The organism is Dactylosporangium darangshiense (assembly GCF_039537565.1).
In the GTDB taxonomy this organism is placed as follows: domain Bacteria; phylum Actinomycetota; class Actinomycetes; order Mycobacteriales; family Micromonosporaceae; genus Dactylosporangium; species Dactylosporangium darangshiense.
Window position 1 is genome coordinate 18,698 of record NZ_BAABAT010000014.1, and the last position, 23,032, is coordinate 41,729.

Consider the following 23,032-nt stretch of genomic DNA (forward strand, 5'->3'; position numbering starts at 1 on the left):
CGCCGGGCCGACGTCGGCATCACCGGCCAGCGCGGTCGCGTAGCGGGTCAGCGCCGTGAGCCGCGCGGCGAGGAGCTCCTCGAACGACACCCCCCGGCTTGTGCATGTTCAGAGGATCGGCTTGTCCAGGGTGCGGGAGCGGCCGCGGAACTCGGCCAGGACAGTGCCGTCGGCGCGGGTCACGGTGACGTCGTAGAGGCCGGAGCGGCCGCGGCGGGAGCGCTCGACGGCGGTGGCGGTCAGCTCGTCGCCGGCCCGGGCCGGCTCGAGGAAGCTGACGTCGGCGCCCGCGGCGACGGTGACGCGGTCGTAGGTGTTGCAGGCGAAGGCGAAGGCGGTGTCGGCGAGCAGGAAGACGTAGCCGCCGTGGCCGATGTCGTGCCCGTTGACCATCGACGGGGCCACGGTCATGGACGCCGTGGCCCGGCCCGGCGCCACGCCGGAGACGGTGATGCCCAGGGACCGGGAGGCGGTGTCCGCCGCGTACATCGCGGCGGCACACGCCTCGGCCAGTTCCTGCGGGCTCACACCGCTTCGTTCGCGGGGCGCAGGTTCTTCCAGTCGCGGGCCTTCGACTGGGCCGCGGCCAGCACGCCGATGGCGCACGCGGCGTTGGTGATCTCGCCGGTCAGGGCCATGGTGACCGCTTCGTCGAGGTCGATCCAGTGCAGCTCGAGGTCGGCCTCCTCGTGCGTGCGCTCATGGCGCTGCGCCTCCGGCACCGACGCGATCTCCCGGGCCAGGAAGAGGCGGATCTTCTCGTTGGAGCAGCCGGGGCTGGTGTGCGCCTCGGCAAGCAGGTCCCAGCGGGTCGCGACGAGGTCGGCCTCCTCGGCGAGCTCTCGCGCGGCGGCGCCGACCAGGGACTCGCCGGGCACGTCGATGAGCCCGGCCGGCAGCTCCCACAGGACCTGGCGCACGGCCGGGCGGTACTGGCGCACGAGCGCGACCCGGCTCTCGGCGTCCAGCGCCACCACGCCGACGGCGCCGACGTGGACCATGTAGTCGCGGTCGACGACGTCGCCGCCGGGCATCTCGATCGCGTCGGTCACGATCGAGAACACCCGGTTGCGCAGCCGCTCGGTGTGCGAGCGAACCTCGTAGGTCGTCATGCGTCCACCGTCTCCAGCTCGACGGGCAGGCGGTCGGCGGCGTTGTAGACGACCGCGGCGCCGACGAAGGCGGCGAAGAGCGGGTGGGCCCGGGTCGGGCGGCTCTTGAGCTCCGGGTGCGCCTGCGTGGCCACGAAGAACGGGTGCTGCTCGCGGTCGAGCTCGACGAACTCGACCAGGCGGCCGTCGGGCGAGGTGCCGGAGATGCGCAGGCCGGCCTGGGTCATCGCCTCGCGGTAGGCGTTGTTGACCTCATAGCGGTGGCGGTGGCGCTCCGAGACCTCGGTGTCGCCGTAGGCGTCGGCGGTCAGGGTGCCCGGGGCGAGCACGGCCGGGTAGGCGCCCAGCCGCATGGTGCCGCCCAGGTCGCCCTTGCCGGCGACGATGTCCTCCTGGTCGGCCATGGTGGAGATGACCGGGTCGGGGGCGTCGGCGTCGAACTCCAGCGAGTTGGCGCCCGCGATGCCGCCGACGTGGCGCAGCACCTCGATCGTCATGCACTGCAGGCCCAGGCACAGGCCCAGGGTCGGGATGCCGCGCTCGCGGGTGTACTGCGACGCGCCGATCTTGCCCTCGATGCCCCGCACGCCGAAGCCGCCGGGGATGATCACGCCGTCGACGCCGGCGAGGGCCTGCGCGGCGCCGGACGGCGTCGTGCACGCGTCGCTGGGCACCCAGCGGATCTCGACGCGGGCGCGGTGCGCGAATCCGGCGGCGCGCACGGCCTCGGTGACCGACAGGTAGGCGTCGGGCAGGTCGACGTACTTGCCGACGATGGCGACGGTGACCGTCTGGCGCGGGTGGTGGACCCGGTCGAGCAGGTCGTCCCACTTCTTCCACGCGACGTCGCGGAAGGACAGGCCCAGGCGGCGCACGACGTAGGCGTCGAGGCCCTCCTCGTGCAGCACGCGCGGGATGTCGTAGATCGACGGTGCGTCCGGTGCGGATACCACGGCCTCGGCGTCGACGTCGCAGTACAGCGCCAGCTTGTTCTTGGTCTTGTCCGGGATCTCCCGGTCGGAGCGGCAGACCAGCGCGTCGGGCTGGATGCCGATGCTGCGCAGCGCCGCCACCGAGTGCTGGGTCGGCTTGGTCTTGAGCTCGCCGCTGGGCGCCAGGTAGGGCACCAGCGAGACGTGCAGGAAGAAGCAGTTGTCGCGGCCGATGTCGTGGCGGACCTGCCGGATGGCCTCGAGGAACGGCAGCGACTCGATGTCGCCGACGGTCCCGCCGACCTCGGTGATCACCACGTCGGGCGCGACGCCGTCGGCGTCCGGGGCCGACATGGCCCGGATGCGCGCCTTGATCTCGTTGGTGACGTGCGGAATGACCTGGACGGTGTCGCCGAGATACTCGCCGCGCCGCTCCTTGGCGATGACGGCCGAGTAGATCTGGCCCGTCGTCACGTTGGCGTTGCGGGAGAGGTCCTGGTCGAGGAACCGCTCGTAGTGGCCGATGTCGAGATCGGTCTCTGCGCCGTCTTCGGTGACGAAGACCTCGCCGTGCTGGAACGGGTTCATCGTGCCGGGGTCGACGTTGAGATAAGGGTCGAGCTTCTGCATGACGACCCGCAGCCCACGAGCGCTGAGCAGGCTGCCCAGGCTGGAGCCGGTCAGCCCCTTGCCGAGTGAGGAGGCGACGCCCCCGGTGACGAAGATGTGCTTAGCCTGCCGGCTGGCACCGGTCCGTGCTGATGAGGACAAAGCCTGCTCCCGTGGGGTTCGTCACGCTGCCGAGTCAGCGATCCACGGGAGTCCAGCCTAACACCAGGTAAACGGCGGTGCAGAAGACACACCTGGCGTCACACGCGTCACACGTCGGATGCGGCTGCGATCTCGCGCGACGTCCACACGCGGTGCTCGGGGCGGGTGCGGGCGACCATGAGCATCGCGCGGGCCAGCTGGGTGGTGCTCGTGGCGATGCCCGGGGCGAAGCGGACGAGCAGCGCGGAGATCGGGCTGAATGCGGCGTAGATCACCCGGTAGAGGCGGACCCTCGAGCGGGCGCCGTGCTCGGGGCGGATGAAACCGGGGCGGAACGCGTATGCCTGCAGGTCCAGCGCGGCCACGTCGACCTCGGTGCGGCCCTTGACCCGCGCCCACATCTGGCGGCCATCGGTGCTGGTGCCCGCGCCGGAGACGTAGACGAAGACCATGCCGGGGTGCTGCGTGGCCATCCGGCGTGCCGCGGCGAGGGTGAAGTCGTAGGTGATGCGGGTGTACGCGGCCTCGCTCAGGCCGACCGAGGACACGCCGAGGCAGAAGAAGCAGGCGTCGTACCCGCCGAAGTCGACGCCCTCGTAGTCGGTGAAGTCGTCGTGGGTGAGCTCGCGCAGCTTCGGGTGGTGCACGCCCGTCGGCGTGCGGGTCACCACCAGGACCTCGTCGACGTCGGCGGCCAGGAGGGACTCGCGCAGGACGCCCTGGCCGATCATGCCGGTGGCCCCGAAGAGGATGACCTTCATGCCCATCATCATGCCCAGGTCGCCGGCAGCGTGACGCGGTCAGGCAGCCGCGCCGCCGGGAGCTTTGTGTGGGCGTCGGCCCCCAGCAAGGAGGGATGCGCGCAGCGGGAGCGCTCGATGTACCATATATGCGTTTTGCACTTATTCTTCCGGGCGGCGGCGTCGTTGCTTCCGTAAGGCCGTGTGGCGCTTGGACTCGAGACGGCGCTCTACGGCGCCTTTCGAGGGTTTTGTACGTTTACGCGGCCGCGGCGGCGGCGCGATCGCGGCCGCGATCGCCGCGACCAGGCGCTCCTCGGCCGCGCGGCGGTTCTGCAGCTGCGATCGCTGCTCGGCGGCCACGATCGACAGCACACCGTCGACGAGGCGGCCGGCCAGCCGCTGCAGCGCGCGCTCCTTGAGCGGCTCGGGCAGCGCGGCGGTCGCGGCCAGGTCGAAGCGCAGCTCGACCCGCGAGTCCGTGGTGTTCACCGACTGCCCGCCCGGCCCGCCGGATCGGCTGAAGCGCCACGCCAGCTCGGCGCGGGGCAGGGTGATGTCGTCGGTCACCCGCAGGTCCTCGTCCATGCGCCCAGCATGCGGGGCGCGGAACGCAGATTGCACCGGGGGGTGACTTGACGCCGTGGCCGGGCGCGGCACGCGGTACTCTCGGCGCCGTGGCTGATGCCGTTCGGACAACGGCGCTTCTGGTCGAGGAGTTCGGTGTCGCGCAGATCACTCCGGTGCGCCACGCCGTGAGCCGTGGCGCCGCCGAGGCGGGGCTGGCCGGGCAGCGGCTGGAGGACTTCGTGCTGGCGGTCAACGAGATCGTCACCAACGCCGTGCGCCACGCCGGCGGCGGCGGCACCCTGCGCATGTGGGTGGTCGACGGCTGGGTCGTCTGCGAGGTCGCCGACCGCGGCGGCGGCATACCCCGCGAGCGGCTCAACGGCGCCGGCCTGCCGCCCAGCCACGCGATCAGCGGGCGCGGGCTGTGGCTGGCCAAGCATCTCGTCGACGACGTCGCCGTGAGCACCGGGCGCGCGGGAACAATTGTGAGGCTGAGCAGCGCCCTGTCGGTCTAACATCGCCGGGTGCTGCGACCCGAGTACCCCATCCGGACCGAGCGGCTCACGCTGCGCCCCTTCGCCGACGGCGACTTCGACGACCTGCACGTGCTCACCGGGGATCCGGAGGTGGTGCGGTATCTCTACTGGGAGGTCCACACGCCGGAGGAGACCCGCGAGTCGCTCGCCCGCCGCATCGGTCAGGCCGCGCTGACCGAGGAGGGCCAGTGGCTCGTCCTCGCCATGGAGCTCGAGGGCCGGGTGATCGGCCAGGTCGTGCTCAAGTGGGCCAGCGTGCTGCACCGCCAGGGCGAGCTCGGGTTCGTGCTCAACCCCGCCTACCAGGGCAAGGGCTACGCCCGCGAGGCCTCGGAGGCGATGCTGCGGCTGGCCTTCGAGGGCCTCGGCCTGCACCGCGTCTACGGCGCCTGCGACACCCGCAACGAGGGCTCCTGGCGGCTGCTGGCCCGCCTCGGCATGCGCCGCGAGGCGCACTTCGTCGAGGACGAGCTGTTCAAGGGCGAGTTCGGCGACCAATACATCTACGCGATCCTCGACCGCGAGTGGCGCGCCCGTCAGGCGACCTCGTCCAGGTAGCGCCAGGCGCCGTCGACCTTCACGAACCGGCTCCGGTCGTGCATCGTGCCCGACCGCCCGTCGGCGACGTAGCGGGCCCGGAACTCCACGATGCCCTCGGTGTCGAACAGCCCGCCGCCCTCGCGCCCCAGGATCGTCAGGCCCTGCCAGTTCTGCTCCGACTCCAGGGTGAGCGCCCGCGGCCGGGTCTTCTCGTGCCAGGTGCGCAGCAGGAACGCGCGGTCGGCCAGCACGTACGCGCTGTAGCGGGCCCGCATGAGCAGTTCGGCGCTCGGCGGCTCGGCGCCGCGGTGGTACTTGCCGCAGCATTCGTCGTACGGTTCGCCGAGTCCACACGGGCAGGTGTTCATGCCGTGCATTGTTCCCGATGCTCGCGCGGTGACACCCCGCGGACCCGCTTGAACGCGGCGCTGAGCGCGAAGGCGCTGCCGTAGCCGACGCGGCGGGCGACCGCGGCGAGCGTCGCGTCGGGCTCCAGCAACAGGTCGGCGGCCAGGGCCAGGCGCCAGCCCGCCAGGTACGCCATCGGGGGCTCACCGACGAGCTCGGTGAACCGCCGGGCCAGCAGCGCCCGGGAGACGCCGACCTTGGCCGCCAGGTCCGCCACCGTCCACTGCAGCGCCGGGTTGTGGTGCAGCAGCTGCAGCGCCGGGCCGACGGTCGGGTCGGACTGGGCGCGGTACCAGCCCGGCGCGCTCGAGGACGGCCGGGCCAGCCACGTGCGCAGCGCGGTGATGAGCATCAGGTCGAGCAGCCGGTCCAGCACCGCCTCCTGGCCGGGGCGATCCTTCGCGATCTCGTCCGCGAGCAGCGACACCAGCGGCGTGTCCCAGTCCGGGCGAGGCACCACCACCGCCGTGGGAAGAGCCGAGAGCAGCCGCCGCGACACCTCGCCCGCGAGCTGATAGGCGCCGGTGAGGACGAGGGTCGGGCCTTCCGCGTCGGTACCCCAGGTGCGCACGCCCAGGTGCATCAGCTCCGCGAGATCCTCGCCTTGCGGGGTGGTGCACCGCTGGCCCGGGTGGATGATGATCTGCGGCGCGGTGCCGGGCGGGTCGGCGACCGTGTAGTGCTCCGGCCCGCGGATCACCAGCACGTCGCCCGGCCCGGCCGCGATCGGCTCGCCGTCGTCGGGCACGTAGTACGCGGTGCCGCGGACCACGGCGGCGATGGACAGGGCGGCCTCGTCGCGGATGCGCAGCGACCACGGCGGGGTGAGCACCGAGCGGAGCAGGAACGCGCCGCGTGCTCGGGGCCCGTCCAGCAGTGCGGTGAGTGCGTCGATGAGACGATTGTAGACGCCGGCGTATGGATCGGCGCGTCTCGACCATGGTGCGTCTCGGGCCGGGCCGATTCACTGGGATGTATGAGAAGCGTTGTCCTTGCCGCCGCCACCCTGCTCGTCGGCCTGTCCGCCGGCGTCTTCTTCGCCTACTCCACCTCGGTCATGCTGGCCCTGCACAAGGTCGAGGACCGCACGTTCATCGACGTCATGCAGAAGATCAACACGGCCATCCTCAACGGGTGGTTCCTGACCGCGTACGTCGGCGCGCTGCTCGTCGCCATCGTCGCGGTGCTGCTGCACCTGCCGGCCGGGCACCGCGGGCCGCTGCCCTGGCTCGTCGCCGCGGTGGCCCTCTACGCCGTCGCGTTCATCGTCACGGCCGCGCTGAACGTGCCGATGAACAACCAGCTCGACGCCGCCGGGCCGGCCGCGGCGATCGCGGATCCGGCCGCGGTGCGCCGGGTGTTCGAGGGGCCGTGGGTCGGCTGGAACCTGGTGCGGACCGTGTCCTCGGCCGGCTCGCTGCTCGCCATGGCCATCGCCCTGATCAAAGCGTGATCGCGTGTTTCGCCTTCTCGATCGACTCCTCGGACGCGGGGCCGCCGGGGTTCTCGGTGGCCAGCGCCTGGTTGGCGACCACGAATGGGCGCATCCGCTCCTCGTAGGCGGCGAAGGCGGCCCGGTGGCCTGCGCCGGCTTCGCCCGCCCTGGTCAGTTCCTCGGCCAGGACGTAGCCGCCGACGAGGGCCAGGCTGGTGCCCTGGCCGGACAACGGCGAGGCGCAGTAGCCGGCGTCGCCGACCAGTGCCACCCGGCCGGTCGACCAGGAGTCCAGGCGGACCTGGGCCATCGCGTCGAAGTAGAAGTCCGGCGCCGTCCACATGGCCTCCAGGAGGCGGGGGATCTCCCAGCCGAGGCCGGCGGTGCGCTCCTGCACCATCCTGCGCTGGGCGTCGAGGTCGTTGCGGTCGTACTCCAGGGGGCCGGACATGAAGCCGATGTTGACCCTGAGCTCCCGGTTGTTCCTTGCGGTGTAGATGCCGGCGCCGGCGTTCTCGCCCTGCAGCCAGACCTGCCATTCGTCGAGGCCGAGGGTGTTCGCGGCGGTGTAGACGGCGACGTATGCGCCGAGGTGCAGGATCTGGTCGCTCTGCTCGGTGAATGCGAGGCGGCGGACCTTGGAGTTCAGGCCGTCGGCGCCGATGACCAGGTCGTAGCGTCCCTCGGTGTTGTTCCTGAATGCGACGTCGACGCCGGTCTCGTCTTGGCGCATCGCGACGATCGCGTTGCTGTGGACGATTTGACCGGACTTTTCGGACAATAGGGTGACCAGATCGTCGCGGAGGATCTCGATGTCCTCGCTGTCCAGGCGGCCGCTGCTCGGGACGTACTCGGTCGAGCGGGACAGCTCCGTGCCGTCCGGTCCGATCATCGACGAGCCGCGCATCCTGGTGCGTTGCCTGCGCAGCTCGTCGATCAGGCCCATTCGTTCGATCACGTCGAGTGCTACGCCGCGGACGTCGACGGCCTGGCCGCCCGCCCTCGGTGCGGGGGCGCGCTCGACGACCGTCACGTCGGCGCCTCCCTTTCGCAGCCAGTAGGCGAGGTTCGGTCCCGCGATGCCGCCGCCGCTGATGAGTACGCGCATGGTGTCTGCTCCCGCTGTGTGTTCGGTACGCTGTACGCAACTGACTGTACGCCGTACGAGCTGGACAAACAACGGCGAATGTGTACTATGGCAGCCGGGTCTGTACTAGGACAGGAGACGCGGGTGACCGAGGCGCCGTACCAGCGGATCGTCGCCGACGTTCGCGAGCGGATCGGGGACGGACGGCTGCGGCCGGGAGACCGGCTGCCCTCGACGCGGGACCTCGCCAAACGGCACGGTGTCGCGCTGGCCACCGCCACCAAGGCGCTCACCCTGCTGCAGCAGCAAGGGGTCGTGGTCTCCAAGCCGCGGTCGGGAACGGTCGTGGCCGGCACCGTTGCGGTCCCGGCCGCGGTGCATCGCGGTGCCGTCGCGCAGGGCGATCTGGTGCGCGCGGCGATCGAGATCGCCGACGCCGAAGGGCTCGCCGCGCTGTCGATGCGGGGCGTTGCGGCCAAGCTCGGGGTGCCGACGATGTCGACGTACCGCTATGTGGAGAGCAAGGACCAGCTCGTGCTGCTCATGGCGGACGCCGCCTACGGCGAGCTCGGCGGGCAGGAGCCGGAGTCCGCAGCGTGGCGCGAGCAGCTGGAGCGCGTCGGGCGGACGCTGTGGGCGCTGTACCGCCGGCACCCGTGGCTCGCGCACGTCACGCCGCTGACCCGGCCGCTGCCGCTGCCCAACCTGCTGCGCCATGGCGAGGCCATGCTGCGCGCGCTGGCCGGACGCGGGCTCGACGCGCATGCGCGCCTCGATGTGCAGATCATGCTGTACAGCCACATCCAGGGCCTGGCCGTCCAGCTGGAGGCGGAGGCGCAGGCCCAGGCGGCGACCGGGCTGACCGAGGACGACTGGATGGACGTGCACGGGCCGGGGCTCGGCGCGATCGCCTCGTCCGGCCGCTACCCGCACTTCACGGCGATGATGACGTCGTTCGGCGAGGGCGGCTACGAGCTCGACCTGGACCGCATCTTCGAGCTCGGCCTGCGCACGCTGCTGGACGGCCTGGCCGTGTCGGTCTTCGCGTGACGTGTCCGGGGCGGCGTCAGCCGAGCTGCTGGAACTGCCAGCGCTGGTTCGTGGAGCCGTCGCAGTCCCACTGGCGGGCCACCGCGCCTGGGGCCGGGTTGCCGGCGTCGATGCCGATGCAGCGGCCGCTGTTGAGGCTCACGAACCGGTAGCCGTCGCCGTCGCGGACCAGCTTCCACAGCTGGTTGGCCTGGCCGTGGCAGTCCCAGATCACGATCTGTGCGCCGTTGTCCTTCGAGGCGCCGTTGACGTCCATGCACCGGTTGTCGGCGGCGTTGATGAACTCGAAGGTGTCCTGCGTGTTGTTCATCGCCCGCGGTACCCACAGCATCGTCGCGTTGTTGCCGTCGCACGCCTGCTGCGAGGCGTTGCCGCCGTTGCCGGCGTTGGCCTGCATGCACAGGCCCGAATGGTCGGGGCGCATGAGCGTCGGCTTGGCCGCCAGCAGCGCCGGCTTCGCCTGCGTGGGCGACGGGCTCGGCGACGGCGGGGCAGGGGCCGAGGAGGGCGCGGCCGACGGCGGTGCCTCCGACGCCGGGTCGGCGACGCTCGCCTCCCGCTCGGCGGCGCTGGTGCCCTTCGGCGAGTTCGACGTGAACGCCTGCACGCCCAGAATGACGCCGACAATGACCGCGAGTACCGTGAAGCCGAGGGCTGCGAGCAGCACCTTGTCGGGCTTCGGCGCGGGTGGCGTAGGGCGGGGCCCGCCGTAGACGGTCATGGCCGCACAGCATAGATCAGGCCATCGAGCGACACAGTGTCAATCTGCCCCGTGAGGAGTTCACACTGTGCAGCCCGCGCCGGGGGTACATCGGACATAAACTCCCGCTTATGCACACAGCGTAACGGTGCGCTGAGTGGAGAGGGGTCCCAACGTGAAGGTCGCAATTCCGCGCGAGGTCAAGAACCACGAGTACCGCGTGGCGATCACGCCCGCCGGCGTCCACGAGCTCGCCGCGAGCGGCCACGACGTCTTCGTGCAGGCCGGCGCCGGCGACGGATCGTCGATCACCGACCAGGAGTACCGCGAGGCGGGCGCCACCATCCTGCCGAGCGCGGACGACGTCTGGGCCGAGGGCGACCTGGTGCTGAAGGTCAAGGAGCCGGTCGCCGAGGAGTACCACCGCATGCGCGAGGGGCAGGTCCTCTTCACGTACCTGCACCTGGCCGCTTCCCGCGACTGCACGCAGGCCCTCGTCGACCGCAAGGTCACCGGCATCGCCTACGAGACGGTGGAGCTGCCCGACCGGTCGCTGCCGCTGCTCGCCCCGATGTCCGAGGTCGCCGGGCGGCTGGCGCCGCAGGTCGGTGCGTACCACCTCATGCGGGCGGGCGGCGGGCGCGGCGTGCTGCTGGGCGGCGTGTCCGGCGTGTACGCGGCCAAGGTCGTCGTCATCGGCGCCGGCGTCTCCGGGCTCAACGCGGCCGCGATCGCGCTGGGCATGCAGGCCGAGGTCCTCCTGCTGGACAAGAACATCTCCCGGCTGCGCGGCGCCGACGCGATCTACCAGGGGCACCTGCAGACGATCGCGTCGAACGGGTACGAGATCGAGCGGGCCGTCCTCGACGCCGACCTCGTCATCGGCGCCGTGCTCGTCCCCGGCGCCAAGGCGCCGAAGCTCGTCACCAACGACCTGGTCAAGCGCATGAAGCCCGGCAGCGTGCTCGTCGACATCTCCATCGACCAGGGCGGCTGCTTCGAGGACTCCCGCCCGACCACGCACGCCGAGCCGACCTACAAGGTCCACGACTCGATCTTCTACTGCGTGGCGAACATGCCCGGCGCCGTGCCGCACACCAGCACGTACGCGTTGACGAACGTCACCCTGCCGTACGCGCTGGAGCTGGCCAACCGCGGCTGGCGCGACGCCCTGCGCCGCGACTCGGCGCTCGCGCTCGGCCTCAACACGCACGACGGTCACGTCACCTACGGCCCGGTCGCCGACGCGCACGGGATGAGCCACGTTGCCCTGGGCGACGTCCTGGCATAGAACACCATGGTGGATGTCGGCGGTGCGGATGCGGGCGTTGCGCTGCGCCGCGCCGTCGACACGTACCTGGACCACCTGACCGTCGAGCGCGCCCTCGCCGCGAACACGCTCGCCTCCTACCGCCGCGACCTCGAACGCTACGTCGACTGGCTGGTCGCGGCGGGCATCGCCGAGCTGCCGGCCGTCTCCGCCCGCGACATCGCCGCCCACGTCGCCGACCTGCGCTCGCCCGACGGCGACGCCCCGCCGCTCTCGGCCTCCTCGGCCGCCCGCGCCGCCAGCGCCGTGCGCGGCCTGCACCGCTTCGCGCTGCTGGAGGGCCTCGCACCCACCGACCCGTCCCGCGAGGTCAAGCCGCCGTCGCTGCCCAAGCGCCTGCCGAAGGCCCTCGACGTCGACCAGATCTCCCGCCTCCTCGCGGTCCCTTCCCAGTCCGCCGGCCCTCTCGACCTGCGCGACGCGGCGCTACTGGAGTTCCTGTACGGCACCGGCGCACGCATCTCGGAGGCCGTCGGCATCGCCGTGGACGACCTGGACCTCGACGCCCGCCCCGGGATGGTCGTCCTGCGCGGCAAGGGCGGCAAGACCCGCCTCGTGCCCATGGGCAGCTACGCCCGCGCCTCCCTCGACGCCTACCTGGTCCGCGCCCGCCCGGCCCTCGCGGCCAACGGCAGCGGCGTGCCCAACGTCTTCCTCAACGCCCGCGGCGGCGCCTTGTCCCGCCAGAGCGCGTGGACGATCCTGCGTAAGACCGCGCAGCTGGCCGGGCTGCCGGTCGAGGGGCCGTCCGGCGTCTCGCCGCATACGTTGCGGCACTCGTTCGCCACGCACCTGCTCGACGGCGGGGCGGACATTCGGGTCGTGCAGGAGTTGCTGGGGCACGCTTCGGTGACCACGACGCAGGTGTACACCCTGGTGACCGTCGACCGGCTTCGCGAGGTCTACGCCACGGCTCACCCCCGCGCCCGCTGATCACGCAACGTTCGTCGGCCGTGCGGTCGGCTGATCGCAGCTTGGCTGATCACGTGACGCTCGTCGTCCGTCGTCCGTCGTCCGTCGTCCGCCGTTCGTCGGCCGTGCGGTCGGCTGATCGCAGATTGGCTGATCGCGCAATGCTCGTCGGCCGTCGTCGGCCGTTCGTCGGCCGTGCGGTGGGGTGATTGCGGCTTGGCCGATCGCGTAATGCTCGTCGACCGTGCGGTCGGCTGATCGCGGGTTGGCTGATCACGTAACGCTCGTTGGTCTGCGGCTGGGTGATCTCCCAACGCTCGTTGGCCTACAGTTGTTGGCATGACCGACGCGCCGCGACGCTCCGACGCTACCCGGGCCGCCATCCTGCAGGCCGCCCGCATCCGTTTCGCCCGCGACGGCTACCAGCGCGCCACGATCCGCGCGATCGCCGCGGACGCCGCCATCGACCCGTCGATGGTGATGCGGTACTACGGCAACAAGGAGCGCCTGTTCGCGGCGGCGGTGGACATCGACCTGCGCCTGCCCGACCTGGCCGACCTACCTCCGTCACGCCTAGGCCCCGAGCTGGTGCGGCACTTCCTCTACCGGTGGGAGGAGGACCCGACGGCGGACGCTCTGCTGACGTTGCTGCGCTCGGCGGCCACGGACCCGACAGCAGCGGAGCGAGTGCGCGGCATCTTCCGCGACCAGATCATGCCCATCGTGCTGGGCGTGGTCCGCGAGTCTCGCTCGCCCGGCTCGACCTTGTCACACGAGGACCAGCTCGAAGCCGCCGAACGCGCCGGATTGCTGGCAACGCAGATGCTCGGCCTGGCCATGTGCCGCCACATTCTGCGCATTCCCTCCGTGGCCGCCATGCCGCCCGAGACGGTCATCGAGCGGGTAGGCCCGACGGTGCAGCGGTATCTCACCGGCGAGCGATGATCGGCCCTTTTCTGGTCGCGGCCTAGCCTTGATCACCTCGGCGATTTGTTCGCGGTGCAGTCTCGATCATTTCCGATTCCGCTCCGCGGCAAGCATTTGATCAGGCCCGGCCTTAATCCGGCGTGGGGCGGCCTTGATCAGCTTGATCATCGAAGCCGGGGGCCTTGGCCGCGACGTCTGGTTTGATCATGGCGCGGATTTACTGAATTACGGATTGCGGTAATCCAATAATCGATAATTGCCGCAGCTCTACTCGCCGACCGCCTTGAACAGGGCGCCGATCTCGGCCTGCGAGAGGTGCCGGGTGCGCCCCGGCCGCAGGTCACCGAGCCGGATCGGCCCGATCTGCGTGCGGATCAGCCGCTGAACCGGGAACCCGACCTTGTCGAACAGCCGCCGCACGATGTGGTTGCGCCCTTCGTGCAGCACGACCTCGACGAGCGCGACCTTCCCGAACGCGTCCACGACCCGGAACGAGTCCACCTTCACCGGCCCGTCCTCGAGAACGATGCCGGCCTTGAGCTCCCGCCCCATCGAGCGCGGCACGGGCCCGGGGATCTCGACCTGGTAGGTCTTGGCCACCTCGTACGACGGGTGCATCAGCTTGTGCGCCAGCCCGCCGTCGTTGGTGAGCAGCAGGAGCCCTTCGCTGTCCTGGTCGAGCCGCCCGACGTGGAACACCCGCGCGGTGATGTTCGGCAGGAAGTCCGCGATCGCGTCGCGCCCCTTATCGTCGTCCATCGTCGAGACGACCCCGCGCGGCTTGTTCAGCGCCAGGTACACCATCCGCGAATCCGTCACCAGCCGCTGCCCGTTGACGTGGATGGCGTCGCGCACGGCATCGGCCTTGTCGCCGAGCGTCGCCTCCTTGCCGTTGACGGTGACGCGCCCCTCGTCGATCATGCGCTCGCAGGCTCGCCGCGACCCCAACCCGGCGGCGGCAAGGATCTTCTGTAGTCGCTCCTCGTTGCGCGGCGCCTCGGCGTCCGGCGGCGCGTCGAACACGGACCCTTGGAACTCCAGCCCGTCGTCTTCGGCGCTCACGCGGCGCTCGCGGCTGAACCGCCCGCGCGAGGGCCGCACACTCTCGGCACCCTCGTGCTCGTCCGCGCCCTGCTCGAGTTTGTCGGCGCTCCGGTCAAGCTCGTCGCGCTGGTCCGCGCCTCGGTCAAGTTCGTCGCGCTCGTCGTGCTCGTCGGCGGCCTGCAAGTCGTCGAATTGAGCGTCGGCGGACCGGGCGCTGTCAGAGGGGGTTTCCTCCGCCTGCGCATTGACGGATTGCGCACCCTCGAAATGCGCGGCGGGCGGAGCGTTCGTCGGCTCGGGGGCCGAGGAAGCCACGAACTCGGACTGTACGGACGGGTCAACGCTGGGCATCGGCGATCTCATCTATGTCGTCGGGCAGGAATGGGGCGAGCGGCGGCAGCTGATCGACGCTGTCCAGACCGAGTTTCTCCAGGAACAGCGTGGTCGTGCGGTACAGGAACGCGCCGCTCTCGGGCTCACTCCCGGTTTCCTCGATCAGACCCCTAGTCACCAGCGTACGGACCACGCCATCACAGTTCACACCGCGGATGGCCGAAATTCGCGACCGCGTCACCGGCTGCTTGTACGCGATCACAGCCAGTGTCTCCAGTGCCGCCTGCGTCAACCGGATCTGCTGCCCGTCGAGAACGAACTTCTCCACGTACGCCGCGTATTCAGGCCGCGTGTACAGCCGCCATCCTCCGGCGACACGCCGAAGATCGAACCCAAACCCCAGCGAGGTGTAATCCCGCGACGCCGCCTCCAGCGCCGCTACCACCCGCTCGACGGGCTGCTCCAGCACCTGGGCGAGCGTCACCTCACTGGTCGGCTCGTCGACGACCAGCAGGATCGCTTCGACCGCACCGCGAAGCTCACTGTCCGTGATCTCCGGCCGAACAGCCTCGGCGGGCGCTTCGGCCTCACCCTCGGTGTCCGGCCCGACACCCGGCAGCGTCTGCACGACAAGCTGCTCGTCCCCGCCGTCTACCAGCTCGGCGGCGTCACCGACCGTCGCGGACTCGCCACCGAAGGTGGACTCGGCATCCGCGATGGGTTCAACGTCCGCGGCGGGTTCGGCGTAGGCGACCAACTCGGCATTCGCCGTGGATTCAGCGTCGGCGATCGGCTCGGCGTCGGCGATCGGCTCGGCGTCCGCGATCGGCTCGACGTGCGCGATGGGCTCGGCGTCCGCGACCGGCTCGGGTTCGGAAACCGGCTCGCCGTCAGCGACCGATTCGGGCTCCGAAAGTGACTCGAGCTCGGGTGCTGGTCCGGCGTCGGGTTCCGGCGCGGCATTGGCGGGTTCGTCAAAGCCCAAGTCGGTGTTCTGGGTCTCGTCGACGTCCGACGAAGACGCGCCGATGGCCGGCTCGTCCACCGCGCCGGATTCCGTGAGAATGACCTCCTCGACGACGGAGCCCGATGCCACGGCGTCCGCGTCCGCGGGGTGCTCGTCGATGGGCGCTGCGTCCTCAAGGCGCTCGTCAACAACAGCCACATCTGCGAGCTGCTCGTCGGCAGGCTCGTCATGTGCCACCGGCTCGGCAGCAACCTCGGCGTCGGCGGCCTGGCCCTCGTCGACTTCCGCGATGGCGGGCGCGTCCTCGGCAGCCTCGGTGTCGTCCGGCTGGCCGTCGTTGACTTCCGCGATGGCGGACGCGTCCTCGGCAGCCTCGGTGTCGTCCGGCTGGCCGTCGTTGACTTCCGCGATGACGGACGTGTCTTCGGCAGCCTCGGCGTCGACGGGCTGGGCGGCGTGAACCTCCACGGTGACGGGCGCGTCCTCGGCAGCCTCGGCCTCGACGGGCCAGTCCTCGGTGGGTTCCGCGCTCACCGCCTCGTCGTCGGGCGACTGGGCGGTGGTGGAACCGGCCTCGGGCTGGGGCGCGGCGGTGTCGTCGTCCTCGCTGGGGGCCGGCTCGTCGTCGGAATCGGACTGCCACTGCAGGTCTGGGAAGGACTGGGGCTGTGGCTCCGGCTTGGGGCGGGCCCAGGGAGGAATCCAGTTCGCGGCCTGGTCGGCTAGCGACCCCGTTGGCTTGTCGTCCTGGTTCACCTGTCCACCTCGTTGTTCACGTTCACCGCGTCGATCGCGGCATTCTCATCCGTCGACGGGGTCGAAGCATCCAATGAATGCGGAGAGTCCGGCAAATCGGGGATGAGAGCCGAGTCCGGAACATCCGGAACGTCCGCCAGGTCGGAAGCCACTTCGGCCGCCAACTCCGTAGTCGCCAATTCCGCAGTCGCCGACTCGGTGGTCGCCGAATCCGCGGCCGCCGAATCCGCGGCCGCCGAATCCGCGGCCGCCGAATCCGCGGCGGCCGAATCCGTGATCGCCAGATCCAAATCCGGGGCCGGCGAGACGGCGTCGGGAGCCGGCTCCGCGCTCGCATCGGCGTCCAGGTCCGGGTCCAAGTCCGCGTCCAGAGTCAAATCCGACAAATCTGAAACGGCAAAGCCGGATGAAGCGGCGACCAAGTCGGCGGAGACGGCCAGTTCCGAAACATCAGCCAAGCCGGAAATGGCCAGGTCAGATGAATCGGCCGAGTCGGAGAGGGCCGGGTCCGACAAATCGGCCGAGTCGGAGAGAGCCGGGTCCGAACCGTCCGGGGAGTCGGCCGAGTCGCCGGCGGAAGGCGGCGTCGCGGGCGCGGGCGAACCCTCGTACTCCTCGACCTCGATGTTCACGTCCGCATCGTCGCCGGCCGTCCAGCGGATGATGAGTTCACCAAGGGCCTGGAGCTGTTCGAAGCCGATCAGATTCTCGCGGTACAACTCGAGCAAAGCCAGGAAGCGGGCGACCACCTCGAGCGTGGACTCGCAGTCGCTGCACAGGTCGGTGAAGGTCGCCACCCGCTGCTTCATCAGGCGGTCCTTCATGATGTTGGCGTGCTCGCGCACGCTCACCCGCACCTGGTGGATGTGTGCGATCGAGACCACCGGCGGGACCTTCGGGGTGAAGGCCTTCAGGGCGAGTTTCAGCAGGCGCTGGGGGCCGACGCCGAGGACCAGGTCGGGCAGGGCCTCGGCGAAGCGGGGCTCGAGCGTGACGGAGCGCGGGTACCGCCGCGAGCCCACCGCCTCCAGGCCGGCGATGTGCGCGGCCGCCTCCTTGAAGGCCTTGTACTGCAGCAGCCGCGCGAAGAGCAGGTCCCGCGCCTCGAGCAGCGCCAGGTCCTCCTCGTTCTCGACCGTGGCGGAGGGCAGCAGGCGGGCCGCCTTCAGGTCGAGCAGCGTCGCGGCCACGACCAGGAACTCCGATGCCTCGTCGAGGTCCCAGTCGTTGCCCATCGCCCTGATGTACGCGATGAAATCGTCCGTGACCGTGTGCAGCGCGACCTCGGTGACGTCGAGCTTGTGCTTGCCGATGAGCTGCAGGAGCAGGTCGAAGGGGCCGGTGAAGTTGGCCAGCTTGACCTGGAAACCGGTGGTCGCAGGCGCGGCCGCGGCGGCCAGCGCCGCCAGTTCGGCCGAATCCGGCATTTCCGAAGTATCCGAATCGGCGCCCGAGGCGACGTCCGGAGCAACGGACGTCGGCGGCGCAGGCGACAACGGCCCGGCGGCAGCGGAAGCCGGGGGCGCGGAGGCCGACGACAGAACCGGCTCAGTCACGCGAAGAACCTAGCGCACGAACAGCGAAAACCCTCAAAGCCGCCGCTCGGCCTGCTGCGCGATGACCTCCCGCGCGAGCTGCCGATAGTTGCGGGCGCCGGACGAGGCCGGGTCGAGCGTGGTGATGGGCGCGCCGGCCACCGTCGACTCCGGGAACTTCACCGTCTTGGTGATGACGGTCTGGTACACCTTGTCGCCGAACGCCTCCACGACCCGCTGCAGCACCTGGCGGCAGTGAGTGGTGCGCGAGTCGTACATCGTGGCGAGGATGCCCTCGAGCTCGAGGTCGAAGTTGAGCCGCTCGCGCACCTTGTCGATCGTGTCGAGCAGCAGCGCAACGCCACGAAGTGAGAAGAACTCACATTCCAGCGGGATCATGACGCCGTGTGCGACCGTCAGGGCGTTGATCGCGAGCAGACCCAGCGACGGCTGGCAGTCGATCAGGATGTAGTCGTACTCCTTGAGCACCGGGCGCAGCACCCTGGCCAGGGCCATCTCGCGCGCGACCTCGGTGACCAGCTGGATCTCGGCGGCGGACAGGTCGATGTTGGCCGGCAGGAGGTGCAGGCCGGCGATGTCCGTCTTGATCCTGATGTCCTCGACCGTCACATCGGAGTCCATCAGGACGTTGTAGATCGTGAGATCGAGGTTGTGGGGGTTGACGCCGAGGCCGACCGAGAGGGCGCCCTGCGGGTCGAAGTCGACGAGCAGCACCCGCCGCCCGTACTCCGCCAGCGCCGCACCCAGGTTGATGGTCGATGTCGTCTTGCCGACTCCGCCCTTCTGGTTGGCCATGGCGATGATCCGCGCCGGGCCGTGCCGGTCCATCGGCATCGGCTCGGGAATCGGCTTGCGCATCGTGTACGCGGTCGGGTCCGCGGGCCCGAGCTCCGCACCGAGGTCAAGCGAGGCCTGCTCAGCGCGCATCGTGGTGGTCCACGACTCCGCCTGGTCGCCCATGCCTGTCATCGCTGTCTGCGCCCCTCCCGGCGGCTTTGCCTCCACCCGGGACCGCATCGGCGGCGGCCTTTGGGGGGAGGGAGTCAGCCGTTGCCCGACTCTACGCCAATGCAGGGTACATATCGCACCGCGCGCCCGGCGTGTCGCGCGGCGGATCGTTGGGTACGGTCATGCACGTGTTGGGACCAGGGGACGTCCTCGGCGACCGGTACCGTCTCGACGAGTTCGTCGCCAGCGGCGGCATGGGACAGGTGTTCCGTGCCACCGACAAGACGCTCGGGCGAACGGTGGCGGTCAAGGTGCTGCTGCCCGGCCACGTCAGCAACGCCGAGTTCGGCAGCCGGTTCCGCTCCGAGGCGCGCATCATGGCCTCCATCGGCCACCCGGGCGTCGTCGGCGTGTACGACTACGGCGAGACCCCCGAGGGCACGCTCTTCCTGGTCATGGCGTTCGTCGACGGGCGACCGCTCGGCGAGCTCATCGCGGCCGAGGGCACGCTGTCCGTCGACCGGACCCTGGCGATCGTCGCGCAGGCGGCCGACGCGCTGCACGCCGCGCACGAGAAGGGGATCATCCACCGCGACGTCAAGCCCGGCAATCTCCTCGTCGGCGAGGCCGGCGCGGTCACGCTCGTCGATTTCGGCGTGGCTCGATCCGAGTCCGTAACGTCGGTGACGAAGGTCAACGCGGTCATCGGCACTGCGCTCTACATGTCGCCCGAACAGGCGTCCGGCGAGCCGATCTCGCCATCGGCGGACATCTACGCGCTCGGCGTGGTGGCGTACCACTGCCTGACCGGAGCCCCGCCGTTCAACGGCAACTCGCCGCTGGAGATCGCGATCAAGCATCTGCAGGACGAGCCACCGCCGCTGCCCGCGAACCTGTCGGCCGCCACGCGCGCGCTGGTCGAGCGGGCCATGGCCAAAGACCCGAAAGAACGCTTCCCGACTGCCGCGTCACTCGCCGCCGCGGCCCGTAACGCTGCCACACCGACTCAGGAAGATGATTCGGTACCCCAGGTGCGCGCCTCCGCACCGGCAGTAACCTCGACGCCGTCATCCCACGACGGCGACGACGATGACGCGGAGGAGCCGGCCGGTCGCCCCGTGTGGGTGCCGGTCGCCGCGGGCCTGGCGATCGTGGTGCTGGTCACGGGCGTCGTACTCGCCGTGGTCGCCCTGACTCGCGAGGTCATCAACCCGCCCGGCTCGGACGCCCAGCCGACGTCCCTGCCGAGCGTCTCGGTCTCGACGGCGGTCCCGGACGCACCCGCCCCGTCGCACACGGCCACGCGCACCGCCCAGCCGAGCGCCAGTTCGGCACCGCCGAGCGCGCCCCCGTCGTCGGCGCCCGGCAACCCGCCGGCGTCGTCCGCACCGGCGACCCCGACCGGCGAGCCGACGATCGAGCCCACGACCCAGGGCCCGACGCAGCCGCCGGCCTCGGGCGGCGCAACGGGCGTGGTACAGGGCGGGTAACGGCGGGTAACGGTCCTGTACGCCCTGCATGCCGGCCGCGCGGTGCATGGCTCGAAGGCCCCGCGTGCGGGGCGGGTAGCGGCGGGTAACCGCGGCGCCGGCGGCGCGGTGCACGGCTCGAAAGGCCGAGCGCGCGCGGCGGGCAACGGCGGGTAACCCCGCCGTCAGCCGTGCGGTGCGCGTCTCAAAAGGGCCGAGTCAAACAGGCTGGGCGCAGGGCGAACTACCGCGAGTAATGGCGCCGAAGTCCTACGGACGTACGATCTTGCGCCGCAATTGCCCGATCACATCCATGTACGTACCTTTTGCCGGAACAAGTTTCCCGAACCGTATGCAACCCTTCGGTCGGCGGTGACGTCTACCCCGGAACGAAGGGAGCCCGGACGGGTGAACCAAGACGACGAGGCGCATTTCCGCGAATTCGTCACCGCGCGATTCGACGGTCTGCGCTCGCTCGCCTACCTGACGTGCGGGGACTGGCATGCCGCAGAGGATGCGGTAGCCGCGTCCCTGGCCAAGCTGTACGTGCGGTGGAAGAAGGTCGACACCCCGCTGGCGTACGTGCGGCGGGCGATCGTGCACGCGCTGGTCGACGAGAGCCGCCGGCCGTGGCGGCGGCGCGAGCGATCGGCGGGGTACGCCCTGCCGGAGCTGCCCGGCCCCGACCACGCCGACCAGGTCGACGAGCGGCTGCGGATCCGCGCCGCGCTCGCCCGCATGGCACCCGGCCAGCGCGCCGTGCTGGTGCTGCGGTACTACGAGGGACTGAGCGTTGAGGAGACCGCCGAGGTGCTCGGCCGCCAGCCAGGCACCGTCAAGAGTCAGACCGCCAGGGGGCTCGCCGCACTGCGCGCCCTGCTCGGCTCGGAGGAACTCCGCGTCACGGACGACGCTAAGAGTGGCCCTGCAGCGCGTGGCGTCGGGATCACCCTCGGCCTCGACCAGGACGGGAGGGAAGGGTATGGATCAGGATCTGCACACGCTGCTGACGTCGGTTCGGGACGACGCGCCGCCACCGCGGCTCAGCGTTGACGACATCACGGCCGCGGGCCGGCACCTGGCCCGTCGCCGCCGGCGCCTGACCCTGCTGTCCTCGGTCGGCGGCGGCGCCCTTGCGGCGGTCGCGGCCCTCGCCGCGGCGTTCGTCCTCGCAGCGTCCCCGACCGCCCCGCAGACGCCCGCGGTCGACCCGAGCACGTTGCCGAACATTGCCGCGTCACCGGCCCCGACCGCGTTCGGCGAGGCGCCGCCGTTCGTGACCACCTACCGCGGCTACGAGGCCGGCTCCTACGTGGTGAGCGACCCCGACCTGGTGACCACCGCGTACCAGCAGTCCTCGATCGAGGCCACCTTCGACCCGAGCGGCGCGACGCCGGAGCCCTCGCTGACGACCGACCCGCTGACGCGGGCCCGGGCTCCGGAACTGGTGGCCGGGGGGACCCTCGTGGTGTACCGAAGCGGCGTCTTTGATCCGGTCGTCTTCGCCAAGGGCGGCGACAAGATCGAGATGCGGTCCGGTGTCGGCCTACTCCACTATGCCGGTGGCATGAGCGGGCCCGTGTTGAGCGCCACCGACCAGGCCCGCCTGGAGAAGTTCGCGGACAACGTGCCGGCGCTCGCGTGGCAGTACACCACCGACTCCTGGGCGGCGATCTACTGGTCGTCCTGGCAGACCGTGCCCGACCGCGACCACCTCATCGCGATCGCCGAGGGCCTGACCCCGGCCGCCCCGAAGGCCTTCCCGGTCGGCTTCCAGCCCGGGTACCTCCCGCGCGGCTACGTGCTGATGTCGGTGAGCTACGGCACCGACATGGGCTACGGCAACCGCGTGGTCTCGGCCGCGCGCCTGACCCCGAAGCCGCCCGCCTTGCCGCTCACCGAGCCGATCAACTTCGACGAGTGGCCGTCGCTCACGCTCTCGTTCGGGCACATGGACGCAAACCCGAAGATGGCCCAGAAGTACGACTGCGCCGGCAACACCACCTGCACGCGCGTCCTGGACGACGGCGCAACCTACGTCCGCGTCGACGTCAACGGCCTCAAGATCACACAGGCGATGCAGCTTACGCAGATCGCCGTGGCGATGAAACCCCAGGATCCGGACGACATGGCGGCGTGGCCCGCCGCCGTGAAGACCTTCCCGTAACCAACGTCGTCACGATGTTCACGCCGCCCGGCCCGGAAACGCACGTGCGCACCGGCCGGGCGGCTGCTAACGTTTCGGCATGCGTTTCTGAGCCCACCGACGCCGCGCGCGCCCGCCGCTGACCGCCGAATGCCGGCACAGCAGGCCGGCCCCCGTTGTGGGTTCATTCCTCCCGCTTCGTGTTCCGCGCGGCCGCAGTCTGTCCATCGCCGCCCACGCACGTCCCGCGAAGGAGACGCTCGCCATGCCTGCTGCTAGTCGCTCGAACAAGCCCGCCAAGGCCGGGGCCGCCACTGCCGATAGTCCGGCCTCCGACCAGGCCGCTTCCGGCACGACCACCGACTCCGGTAAGGCTGCGTCCTCCGGTAAGGCCGCGGCCTCGAAGGCTGCGTCCTCCGGTAAGACTGCGGCCCCGAAGGCTGCGGCATCCGACAAGGCCGCTGCCGAGACCGCGGCAGCCGTCACGGACGCCGTATCCGCCGAGCCCGACGCGGTCGACAACCAGGCCGAGGGGGACGCCCCGCTCAGCCCGCTCGAGGCGATCCGCCGCGCCCAGGCCAACCGCTCGCTCCCCCCGACCGCGGGTGGGCGCGGGGGCCGCGGCATCGGCAAGGGCGGCAACCCGAAGGCGCCGCGCATGTACAACCGTCACAAGTAGAGCACCGCGACATATATATGCGGAAAGTCGGTTGAGCCCGGACGCGCCAGCGCCCGGGCTCAACCGTTTCCGAGGGCGGCGGCG

At 70.7% G+C, this 23,032-nt stretch carries 23 protein-coding genes and 1 pseudogene; 11 read left to right on the top strand and 13 right to left on the bottom strand.

The window, feature by feature from the left end:
* Positions 1–108 precede the first annotated feature (108 nt).
* The 5 genes from paaI to arfB form a co-directional block, all read right to left on the bottom strand.
* The gene (gene paaI, locus ABD901_RS25205) at positions 109–489 is read right to left on the bottom strand and encodes a hydroxyphenylacetyl-CoA thioesterase PaaI (RefSeq protein ID WP_345130060.1); all 381 of its coding nucleotides are present in this window, start codon (positions 487–489) and stop codon (positions 109–111) included.
* 35 nt (positions 490–524) lie between these two features.
* Positions 525–1,112, bottom strand: a complete 588-nt coding sequence (locus ABD901_RS25210; RefSeq protein WP_345129706.1) for an NUDIX domain-containing protein — start codon at positions 1,110–1,112, stop codon at positions 525–527.
* Positions 1,109–2,815, bottom strand: a complete 1,707-nt coding sequence (gene pyrG / locus ABD901_RS25215; protein WP_345129709.1) for a CTP synthase — start codon at positions 2,813–2,815, stop codon at positions 1,109–1,111. Before pyrG ends, ABD901_RS25210 begins: the two co-directional genes overlap by 4 nt.
* Before the next feature lie 107 nt (positions 2,816–2,922).
* A complete protein-coding gene (locus ABD901_RS25220; protein WP_345129711.1) occupies positions 2,923–3,576 on the bottom strand; it encodes a Rossmann-fold NAD(P)-binding domain-containing protein in 654 nt (217 codons plus the stop codon).
* A 141-nt stretch (positions 3,577–3,717) separates the two neighbouring features.
* Positions 3,718–4,143, bottom strand: a complete 426-nt coding sequence (arfB, locus tag ABD901_RS25225; protein ID WP_345129713.1) for an alternative ribosome rescue aminoacyl-tRNA hydrolase ArfB — start codon at positions 4,141–4,143, stop codon at positions 3,718–3,720.
* An 89-nt stretch (positions 4,144–4,232) separates the two neighbouring features.
* Here arfB and ABD901_RS25230 point away from each other — a divergent pair, with 89 nt between their 5' ends.
* Positions 4,233–4,640, top strand: a complete 408-nt coding sequence (locus tag ABD901_RS25230; RefSeq protein WP_345129715.1) for an ATP-binding protein — start codon at positions 4,233–4,235, stop codon at positions 4,638–4,640.
* A 9-nt stretch (positions 4,641–4,649) separates the two neighbouring features.
* Positions 4,650–5,219 carry a GNAT family N-acetyltransferase gene (locus ABD901_RS25235; protein WP_345129717.1) on the top strand — a complete coding sequence of 190 codons (570 nt, stop codon included), beginning with the start codon at positions 4,650–4,652 and terminating at the stop codon, positions 5,217–5,219.
* Here the strand turns inward: ABD901_RS25235 and ABD901_RS25240 are convergent.
* Together ABD901_RS25240 and ABD901_RS25245 are read right to left on the bottom strand one after the other, a co-directional pair.
* A complete protein-coding gene (locus ABD901_RS25240) occupies positions 5,198–5,569 on the bottom strand; it encodes a YchJ family protein (RefSeq protein ID WP_345129721.1) in 372 nt (123 codons plus the stop codon). The genes ABD901_RS25235 and ABD901_RS25240 overlap by 22 nt on opposite strands.
* Positions 5,566–6,504: an AraC family transcriptional regulator gene (locus ABD901_RS25245; protein ID WP_345130062.1), complete on the bottom strand. Its 939-nt coding sequence runs from the start codon at positions 6,502–6,504 to the stop codon at positions 5,566–5,568. Before ABD901_RS25245 ends, ABD901_RS25240 begins: the two co-directional genes overlap by 4 nt.
* Before the next feature lie 81 nt (positions 6,505–6,585).
* On the opposite strand from ABD901_RS25245, the gene ABD901_RS25250 reads away from it, so the two are divergent.
* On the top strand, positions 6,586–7,062 hold the full coding sequence (locus ABD901_RS25250; RefSeq protein WP_345129724.1) for an anthrone oxygenase family protein: 477 nt from the start codon (positions 6,586–6,588) through the stop codon (positions 7,060–7,062).
* Here ABD901_RS25250 and ABD901_RS25255 read toward each other — a convergent pair.
* A complete protein-coding gene (locus ABD901_RS25255; RefSeq protein WP_345129726.1) occupies positions 7,052–8,152 on the bottom strand; it encodes an FAD-dependent monooxygenase in 1,101 nt (366 codons plus the stop codon). The two genes, ABD901_RS25250 and ABD901_RS25255, sit on opposite strands and share 11 nt — an antisense overlap.
* 123 nt (positions 8,153–8,275) lie before the next feature.
* On the opposite strand from ABD901_RS25255, the gene ABD901_RS25260 reads away from it, so the two are divergent.
* Positions 8,276–9,181 carry a TetR/AcrR family transcriptional regulator C-terminal domain-containing protein gene (locus tag ABD901_RS25260; protein WP_345129728.1) on the top strand — a complete coding sequence of 302 codons (906 nt, stop codon included), beginning with the start codon at positions 8,276–8,278 and terminating at the stop codon, positions 9,179–9,181.
* Between the two features lie 16 nt (positions 9,182–9,197).
* Here ABD901_RS25260 and ABD901_RS25265 read toward each other — a convergent pair whose 3' ends face one another.
* Complete coding sequence (locus ABD901_RS25265; protein WP_345129731.1) at positions 9,198–9,902, bottom strand: RICIN domain-containing protein; 705 nt, start codon at positions 9,900–9,902, stop codon at positions 9,198–9,200.
* Between the two features lie 154 nt (positions 9,903–10,056).
* Here ABD901_RS25265 and ald point away from each other — a divergent pair, with 154 nt between their 5' ends.
* The 3 genes from ald to ABD901_RS25280 all read left to right on the top strand — a co-directional run bounded on the left by ald (position 10,057) and on the right by ABD901_RS25280 (position 13,068).
* Positions 10,057–11,172 (top strand): alanine dehydrogenase, encoded by a 1,116-nt coding sequence (gene ald / locus ABD901_RS25270; protein WP_345129733.1) that lies wholly within the window; start codon positions 10,057–10,059, stop codon positions 11,170–11,172.
* Between the two features lie 6 nt (positions 11,173–11,178).
* Positions 11,179–12,144: a site-specific tyrosine recombinase XerD gene (locus ABD901_RS25275; protein WP_345129735.1), complete on the top strand. Its 966-nt coding sequence runs from the start codon at positions 11,179–11,181 to the stop codon at positions 12,142–12,144.
* A gap of 318 nt (positions 12,145–12,462) precedes the next feature.
* Positions 12,463–13,068, top strand: a complete 606-nt coding sequence (locus ABD901_RS25280) for a TetR/AcrR family transcriptional regulator (RefSeq protein WP_345129737.1) — start codon at positions 12,463–12,465, stop codon at positions 13,066–13,068.
* Between the two features lie 249 nt (positions 13,069–13,317).
* Here ABD901_RS25280 and ABD901_RS25285 read toward each other — a convergent pair whose 3' ends face one another.
* The 4 genes and pseudogenes from ABD901_RS25285 to ABD901_RS25300 form a co-directional block, all read right to left on the bottom strand.
* Complete coding sequence (locus tag ABD901_RS25285; protein ID WP_345130064.1) at positions 13,318–14,073, bottom strand: pseudouridine synthase; 756 nt, start codon at positions 14,071–14,073, stop codon at positions 13,318–13,320.
* A 358-nt stretch (positions 14,074–14,431) separates the two neighbouring features.
* Positions 14,432–15,217, bottom strand: coding sequence for an SMC-Scp complex subunit ScpB (gene scpB / locus ABD901_RS25290; RefSeq protein ID WP_345130066.1), 786 nt, complete (start codon positions 15,215–15,217; stop codon positions 14,432–14,434).
* Positions 15,218–16,683: 1,466 nt separating this feature from the next.
* A pseudogene (locus ABD901_RS25295) lies at positions 16,684–17,577 on the bottom strand (segregation and condensation protein A); the annotation flags it as partial.
* A 162-nt stretch (positions 17,578–17,739) separates the two neighbouring features.
* Entirely contained in the window at positions 17,740–18,675 is a 936-nt protein-coding gene (locus ABD901_RS25300) for a ParA family protein (RefSeq protein ID WP_345129739.1), read from the bottom strand.
* A gap of 161 nt (positions 18,676–18,836) precedes the next feature.
* Here ABD901_RS25300 and ABD901_RS25305 point away from each other — a divergent pair, with 161 nt between their 5' ends.
* The 4 genes from ABD901_RS25305 to ABD901_RS25320 all read left to right on the top strand — a co-directional run bounded on the left by ABD901_RS25305 (position 18,837) and on the right by ABD901_RS25320 (position 22,948).
* Positions 18,837–20,144: a serine/threonine-protein kinase gene (locus tag ABD901_RS25305; protein WP_380139139.1), complete on the top strand. Its 1,308-nt coding sequence runs from the start codon at positions 18,837–18,839 to the stop codon at positions 20,142–20,144.
* Between the two features lie 387 nt (positions 20,145–20,531).
* On the top strand, positions 20,532–21,176 hold the full coding sequence (locus ABD901_RS25310; RefSeq protein ID WP_345129743.1) for a SigE family RNA polymerase sigma factor: 645 nt from the start codon (positions 20,532–20,534) through the stop codon (positions 21,174–21,176).
* Positions 21,106–22,290: a hypothetical protein gene (locus ABD901_RS25315; RefSeq protein ID WP_345129745.1), complete on the top strand. Its 1,185-nt coding sequence runs from the start codon at positions 21,106–21,108 to the stop codon at positions 22,288–22,290. Before ABD901_RS25310 ends, ABD901_RS25315 begins: the two co-directional genes overlap by 71 nt.
* Before the next feature lie 244 nt (positions 22,291–22,534).
* On the top strand, positions 22,535–22,948 hold the full coding sequence (locus tag ABD901_RS25320) for a hypothetical protein (RefSeq protein WP_345129747.1): 414 nt from the start codon (positions 22,535–22,537) through the stop codon (positions 22,946–22,948).
* Positions 22,949–23,032 lie beyond the last annotated feature (84 nt).

What these genes read in the sequence shown, in the direction of transcription:
- paaI (WP_345130060.1), bottom strand. Translation starts at nt 489, where the DNA reads ATGTACGCGGCGGACACCGCCTCCCGGTCCCTGGGCATCACCGTCTCC.
- ABD901_RS25210 (WP_345129706.1), bottom strand. Translation starts at nt 1,112, where the DNA reads ATGACGACCTACGAGGTTCGCTCGCACACCGAGCGGCTGCGCAACCGG.
- ABD901_RS25220 (WP_345129711.1), bottom strand. Translation starts at nt 3,576, where the DNA reads ATGAAGGTCATCCTCTTCGGGGCCACCGGCATGATCGGCCAGGGCGTC.
- arfB (WP_345129713.1), bottom strand. Translation starts at nt 4,143, where the DNA reads ATGGACGAGGACCTGCGGGTGACCGACGACATCACCCTGCCCCGCGCC.
- ABD901_RS25240 (WP_345129721.1), bottom strand. Translation starts at nt 5,569, where the DNA reads ATGAACACCTGCCCGTGTGGACTCGGCGAACCGTACGACGAATGCTGC.
- ABD901_RS25250 (WP_345129724.1), top strand. Translation starts at nt 6,586, where the DNA reads ATGAGAAGCGTTGTCCTTGCCGCCGCCACCCTGCTCGTCGGCCTGTCC.
- ABD901_RS25255 (WP_345129726.1), bottom strand. Translation starts at nt 8,152, where the DNA reads ATGCGCGTACTCATCAGCGGCGGCGGCATCGCGGGACCGAACCTCGCC.
- ABD901_RS25265 (WP_345129731.1), bottom strand. Translation starts at nt 9,902, where the DNA reads ATGACCGTCTACGGCGGGCCCCGCCCTACGCCACCCGCGCCGAAGCCC.
- ABD901_RS25275 (WP_345129735.1), top strand. Translation starts at nt 11,179, where the DNA reads ATGGTGGATGTCGGCGGTGCGGATGCGGGCGTTGCGCTGCGCCGCGCC.
- ABD901_RS25280 (WP_345129737.1), top strand. Translation starts at nt 12,463, where the DNA reads ATGACCGACGCGCCGCGACGCTCCGACGCTACCCGGGCCGCCATCCTG.
- ABD901_RS25300 (WP_345129739.1), bottom strand. Translation starts at nt 18,675, where the DNA reads ATGACAGGCATGGGCGACCAGGCGGAGTCGTGGACCACCACGATGCGC.
- ABD901_RS25305 (WP_380139139.1), top strand. Translation starts at nt 18,837, where the DNA reads ATGCACGTGTTGGGACCAGGGGACGTCCTCGGCGACCGGTACCGTCTC.
- ABD901_RS25315 (WP_345129745.1), top strand. Translation starts at nt 21,106, where the DNA reads ATGGATCAGGATCTGCACACGCTGCTGACGTCGGTTCGGGACGACGCG.
- ABD901_RS25320 (WP_345129747.1), top strand. Translation starts at nt 22,535, where the DNA reads ATGCCTGCTGCTAGTCGCTCGAACAAGCCCGCCAAGGCCGGGGCCGCC.